The following is a 6,173-nucleotide window of genomic DNA, read 5'->3' as shown; positions in this document are numbered from 1 at the left end:
AGAAAAAGGAAGGTCACATATTTTTTTATGTGACCTTCCTTTTTCTCTCTCTAATAACAACGATATAATTGAAAATTTAATATAATTATAACATATTTTTTCCATCATTCAATAGATTTTAGAAATATGTGTTCATAATTTTACATTTTTAACAAAAACTTTACATAAATTTTAAATATTAATTAAATTATATAATATATCAAATTATTATTTCATTTTATTTCTCTAGTTTATTTAAACATTACTTTCAATTAATCATTACTTTACAAAAAATAAAAATGCCTTAGAAAAAATTTATTCTTCTAAGGCATTTTTGCGTTAAATAATTTAATTTATAAATTATCTTATCCAAGCACCTGTTGATCCTAATCTGTATCCACCAACAGTTGTATTTTTAAGCATTTGTCCTAACCAATCACAATAATACCAAATACCATTATCATTTATCCAACCAGTTTTCATTTCTCCTGATTGTGGATTTAAGTAGTACCAAATACCATTATCATTTATCCAACCAGTTTTCATTGCTCCTCTAGTTCCATCTGAATATGGATTTAAGTAATACCTTTGTCCGTTTATATAAGACCATCCGCTTTGCATTTGTCCACTATATTCATTTAAATAGTACCAATTACCATTACTAATAAACCAACCTTTTTTCATATATCCATTAGCATCAAAATAATGCCAAGCCCCTGTATTTCTATCTATGAACCAGTTATTTTTAATTGGATTTCCTAAAACATCATTATACATTAGATTTTCATTAACAATTACCCATTGATTAGGTCTAGCTGCTACATTAGTATTATCCTTATTATCTTCTTTTTCTTCTGAAGATGATTCTCTATTAATTATAAGTGTATAAACTCTTTTATTCTTGTCATCATCTCTAACTCTTATTTCAATTTCATTCTTACCTTTTTTTAGACTAACCTTTTCTTTAAAATCATCATCATCATCAACTGTGCTACCATTGATTCTTACCTCATAATCTTTATCATCAGGTTCAGCAGTTATTTTAACTGATGTTTTATCTTCATCAACATCTACTTTATAAGTAGTTTTACTCTTTTTTAAGTCAATTTTTTTTGAATCAACCTTAAGAGTTTCTAAATAAACATCATCATATTCATCATCGTCATCGTCATCATCATCTTTATCTCTATCTTTGTCTTTATATGCATATATAGTATATTTATTTAATACTTCTGTCTTACCTTTTTCATATACATTAATATAAAATTTTGTTTTATTTTTTTTAACTTTAATATCTGTATTAAACTTTTCTTCATCTGAATCTTTGTCTGAATCTTTAAAAAGTTTTATTTCATAATCAGAAGATACCTCAGCATCTATACTAATTTTATTTTTTGAACCTAAATCTACATAATATTTCTTTCTATCACTTTCAAAACTAGTTTTACGTTTAAAATCATCATCTTTATAAAGCTTTGTGCTACTTCCATTTCTTTCAACATCTAAATCTTTCAAAACAGCTTTATCGCTCTTAGTGTCAGATGCATGTGCTGTAGTTGTAAGTAGGCTTGTATATTTTGCAGGGCCAACTGTTGTTAATGCTGCTATAGTAAGTAACGATGCTACCACTTTTTTAAATATTTTGTTCATTGTAACCATTCCTCCCTTATATATCCTATATATTATCATGGATATGATAATAATTAAATTAATATAAACTTAAGATATTCTTAATTCTTTTGTTGTAACTCACACTCATTAATAAATACATATATAAAGTAAATTTTGGGTACTTTTTTATTATTTTCCTATCCAAGCGCCATCTGCACCTAATACATATCCATTCATTGTAACATTAGAAAGCATCTTTCCTGATGAACTAAAATAATAATACTTTCCATTATCTACAATCCAACCATTGCTCTTCATTACGCCAGTATTTCTGTTAATAAAGTACCAATTTGATCCATCTTGTAGCCATCCTGTATGCATTGATCCATTGTTATTTAAATAGTACCAATCATTTCCACAAAGTACCCATCCTGTTCTCATAGCTCCATTTTCGTCTAGATAATACCATGAGTCTCCATCTCTTAACCAACCTATTTTCATATATCCATTTTGATCTAAGTAATACCATTTTCCTGAAGATCTATCACTATGCCATCTATTCTTAATAGCATTTCCATTTGAGTCATTATATTGCCAAACTCCATTAGCCCTTACCCATTGATTGCACTTTTTCTCATTAACTGATGTGCTAGGTTTAGCTGTATTATTATTTGATGTACTATCACCATTTATAGTTTGACTTGTGTTTATCTTATCATTTTCACTTTTACTATTAGATGTAGATACAGAACCTCTATTAATATTTAAAGTATATGTTCTATTATTATCATCATCATCCTCTATATCTATTTTAATTGTATTAATTCCCTTTTTAAGATCAACTTCTCTTCTATACTTATCATCATCATCAACTTTATACCCATCTATCTCAACTGTATAATACTTATATTCTGGTACTGCTTTTATCTTAATAGAATCTACTGAGTTATCAACATTTATATCATAAGAATTTTTCTTTTCATTAAATTTTATTTCTCCATCACTTAAAGTTATATCTTTTAAATAAATATCATCATAATTTTCATCGCTGTCATCAGAATTAGATCCATTTTTTACATATATCTTATAAGTTCTTACTACATTTTCTTCAACATCATCATCGTCAAAATCACCATCTTTATATATTCTTACATAAAGAGTTGTAGTTCCAGATCCAACTTCTATCTCTTCCTCAAGATCATGTGGTTCATCTTTATTTCCTTTAAATACATATGCTTCATAGTCACTATCAATATCAGCATTAATATTTACAGAATCTGTGCTACCTGAAATTTTAACATAGTATGTCTTTGTATTAAATTTAAAATCTACTTCATCAGAATCTTTACAGCTTGAAGAACTATAAAGTTGTAATTCCTTTGAGCTTGAACCCTTGTATACAGTAAGATCCTTAAAATCACTTTTACTTATATCACTTGATGCATAAGCATTTATCATACCTAAATTAATATATTTTGCTGGAGCAATAGTTGTAAATGCACTTACTACAAGAGTAGCTGCAATTATGTGTTTTAATCTTTTATTCATAATTTAATCCCCCTAACATTTTCCAAAATTATCCTTTTTACTATTATACCAAAAAAAATGGTGACAGTCACCATTTACCTATCGGTGACTGTCACCATTTTCAATTTAATTCAGCTAAAACCTGTAAATCCAATGCATTACAGATTCACCTCTGCCCAAAGGTGACTGTCACCAATTCAAAAAAGTGCCTGTCACCAACATACCTGTCACCAACATAAATTAAACCAATTCGCCAGAAGGTAAAAAATAATACCATTTTCCATTATCTAATACTCTTTCATTCATCATTTTCCCTAATAAATTAAAATAATACCATTGTCCATCAATACTTCTCCAGCCAGTAACCATTTCTCCATTTGAATCAAAATAATACCATTTGTCTCCTTTATTTAGCCATCCTGTCACCATATTTCCATAAGAATCTAAAAAATACCACTTATCCTTAGATGTGTCATGGGTCCACTCATCTTTAATTGTATTCCCCATATAATTATTATATTGCCATAGTCCGTTTACCATAACCCATTGATTTCTCTTTGTATCATTTAAAACTTTATTATCAAATTTACTTAATAAATTATTTTCATTTTTTACTTCATCATCTTTATATTGTTCTAAATTCCATGATGACTCATCACTAATTTCATTTGATGAATTTTTATTATCTTCTAAAGATTTCTTAACTGTTATTCTATATTCTTTTTTAACATTTTTATCATCGTCTGCATCTGATTTTGACTCATAAGTTTTTACATAAATCTTTGTTATTCCATCAGATAATAAAATATCTTTTCCTTTATAGTTCTTTTTTCCATCATTCTTATATATGGAGTAATCTGTAGCATTAGTAGAAGCATTTATTCTAATTGAATCAACATTGCTATCCACTTTAACGCAATAATTTTCTTTAGATTTCTTATTAAAATTAGTCTTTTTCCATTCACTATCTAATAAATCAATTTCATCTCCACTTTTAGTTTCAAATACACCTAGCTTTTTAAGTAAATACTCATCATTATGTGTAGATGCATAAACCTTTTCGTTGTTAAAAATCCCATGATTTACTGGTGATACTGAAGAAAATGCCCCAATAATAAGTGTCATTGTGATAATTCTCTTTAATTTTTTATTCATATTCTATCGTCCTCTCCTATAATGTATATCTATAGCAATTTTTCCATAATAAGCTTATATATTAATACATTATACAATAAATAGTTATAAATTCATAATTATTTTTTCAATCAATAAAAGGCAGCTGTCACCAGCCACCTAAATTTTATGATTGTAAACTTCCATCTGAATTAAAGTGATATTTTGTTCCATCTATATATCTTGAACTTGTAATCATTTCTCCATTTAAATTGAAGTAATACCAATTTCCATTTACTGATACCCATTCATTCTTTTTCATTTTTCCGCTTTCATCTAAATAAAACCATTTATTTTTATGGGATACCCATCCTGTTTGCATTGCTCCAGTAGAATCTGAATAATACCAACTGCCTTCATTTCTAAACCAACCTGAATACATTTTACCAGTTGATTTAAAGCAATACCATTTTCCATTAATGCATTCCCAATCAGTTGCTGCTACTCCACTGTCTTTTAAATAGTACCATTCTTGATCATCATATATCCATTTTGATGTTTCTATATATCCAGTAGTTTCATTAAAGTAATATCTCTCATCCCTATTTACAGAATACCATCCTTTAGCTAGCGTTCCATCAGCTTTTAAGTAACATGAATTTGCTCCATCTTGAGCCCACTGTGATTTTCTCACTTCACCTTTTTCATCAAGACAGTATATTTTATCTCCATCTTTTATCCATTGACTATAAAGTTGATATCCTTTTTTAGGTAAGAAGTAGCATCTCTTTCCGTCAACAATTTGCCAGCCTGTTTCCATAGCTCCATCAATTCTGTTGAAATAATAATTCTTTCCTTTTATTTCATGAACCCCTCTATACTTAATACCATCTTCATCATAGTAATAAATATATCCGTCATGCTTGTCCCAACCTTCATCTTTGTTTATTTTATCAAAGAAATCATCAGTACTATCATCTAAATCATCAAATAAATCAGTTATAGAATTTGAAACCTTGTCCACAGAATCAGCAACATCATCTAAAGCTCCAGTAATAGTGCTGCTGATATTTCCCATTATCTGTCCAATAGGACCACTTAAATCTATTTTAGATAACAATTCTTGTAGCTTTTGTTTTATACCCTCTTCACTCAAATCACTATCTTTTATATATATTAATTTTCCCTTACTCTCCAAAAATATATTTGCTATAGATCCGCCAATTATAAAACCTGTTCCAACAGGTTCTTTACTAGCATTTACTGATATATATTCATATATTGGGATTGGCTGTGTTAATATAATTACTAATTGATTAGTTATTAAATCAATCGTTGATTTTAGTTCTTCCGGTTTTATTAACCCGATTTTTAATAATTCATTAGCTTTTTTTGTTGCTATTGGTTTAGCAATTATTTGAGCATCCTTTTCTGAAATTTTATAATCTAAATCATATAAATATATAAGCTGGGTATATACTGCTCCTTTTTCCTTATACTCCTCTGTTAATTTATTAGATATATTTTTTTCAATTTGTTTTTTCGAAGGATTTAATTTACCTAACATTTGATTAATTAATTCTTCCTTGCTAGGCATTCCTTCCTTTGTTGTCGCTGCATAAGCAGTAACATTTCCTTTAAACATATCTCTAGGCGCTATTGCTACCATGGAAGTTGCAATAAGCACTAAAGCCATCACTTTCTTAATTCTTTTTATCATCGTTCTTCCCCCTTGATAATCCTAAAATAAAAAATTCACTATAATAAATTCTATTTCTATGTACTTTATTTATTTATTATACCACTTATACTCAACGGTTCAAATACAAAATTGACCAATATTCATTTGGAAAAAATTACACCCCAGGGGTAGATCCATATACCCCTGGGGTGTAATTTTTTCCAATTATTCTTAAATTTTGGTTCTATTTTAAATGTGTGTT

4 protein-coding genes are annotated in these 6,173 nt (G+C 28.1%); all 4 read right to left on the bottom strand.

The features are described from left to right. Nucleotides 1–339: 339 nt before the first annotated feature. Entirely contained in the window at nucleotides 340–1,629 is a 1,290-nt protein-coding gene (locus tag NG904_RS15000; RefSeq protein WP_252232479.1) for an N-acetylmuramoyl-L-alanine amidase family protein, read from the bottom strand. A gap of 150 nt (nucleotides 1,630–1,779) precedes the next feature. Continuing rightward, the gene (locus NG904_RS14995; protein WP_252232477.1) at nucleotides 1,780–3,138 is read right to left on the bottom strand and encodes a cadherin-like beta sandwich domain-containing protein; all 1,359 of its coding nucleotides are present in this window, start codon (nucleotides 3,136–3,138) and stop codon (nucleotides 1,780–1,782) included. A 219-nt stretch (nucleotides 3,139–3,357) separates the two neighbouring features. Then, complete coding sequence (locus NG904_RS14990; protein ID WP_252232476.1) at nucleotides 3,358–4,272, bottom strand: N-acetylmuramoyl-L-alanine amidase family protein; 915 nt, start codon at nucleotides 4,270–4,272, stop codon at nucleotides 3,358–3,360. Between the two features lie 145 nt (nucleotides 4,273–4,417). After that, nucleotides 4,418–5,950, bottom strand: coding sequence for an N-acetylmuramoyl-L-alanine amidase family protein (locus NG904_RS14985; protein ID WP_252232474.1), 1,533 nt, complete (start codon nucleotides 5,948–5,950; stop codon nucleotides 4,418–4,420). Between the last annotated feature and the right edge of the window lie 223 nt (nucleotides 5,951–6,173).

This window comes from Clostridium sp. ZBS15, from assembly GCF_023845705.1.
GTDB classification, from domain to species: domain Bacteria; phylum Bacillota; class Clostridia; order Clostridiales; family Clostridiaceae; genus Clostridium; species Clostridium aquiflavi.
Note: the sequence above shows the minus strand (reverse complement) of the source record. Positions and strands in the feature narration are given on the sequence as shown.

Bases quoted from the DNA above. Each gene is read 5' to 3' on its own strand.
- NG904_RS15000 (WP_252232479.1), bottom strand. From the start codon at position 1,629: ATGAACAAAATATTTAAAAAAGTGGTAGCATCGTTACTTACTATAGCA.
- NG904_RS14995 (WP_252232477.1), bottom strand. From the start codon at position 3,138: ATGAATAAAAGATTAAAACACATAATTGCAGCTACTCTTGTAGTAAGT.
- NG904_RS14990 (WP_252232476.1), bottom strand. From the start codon at position 4,272: ATGAATAAAAAATTAAAGAGAATTATCACAATGACACTTATTATTGGG.
- NG904_RS14985 (WP_252232474.1), bottom strand. From the start codon at position 5,950: ATGATAAAAAGAATTAAGAAAGTGATGGCTTTAGTGCTTATTGCAACT.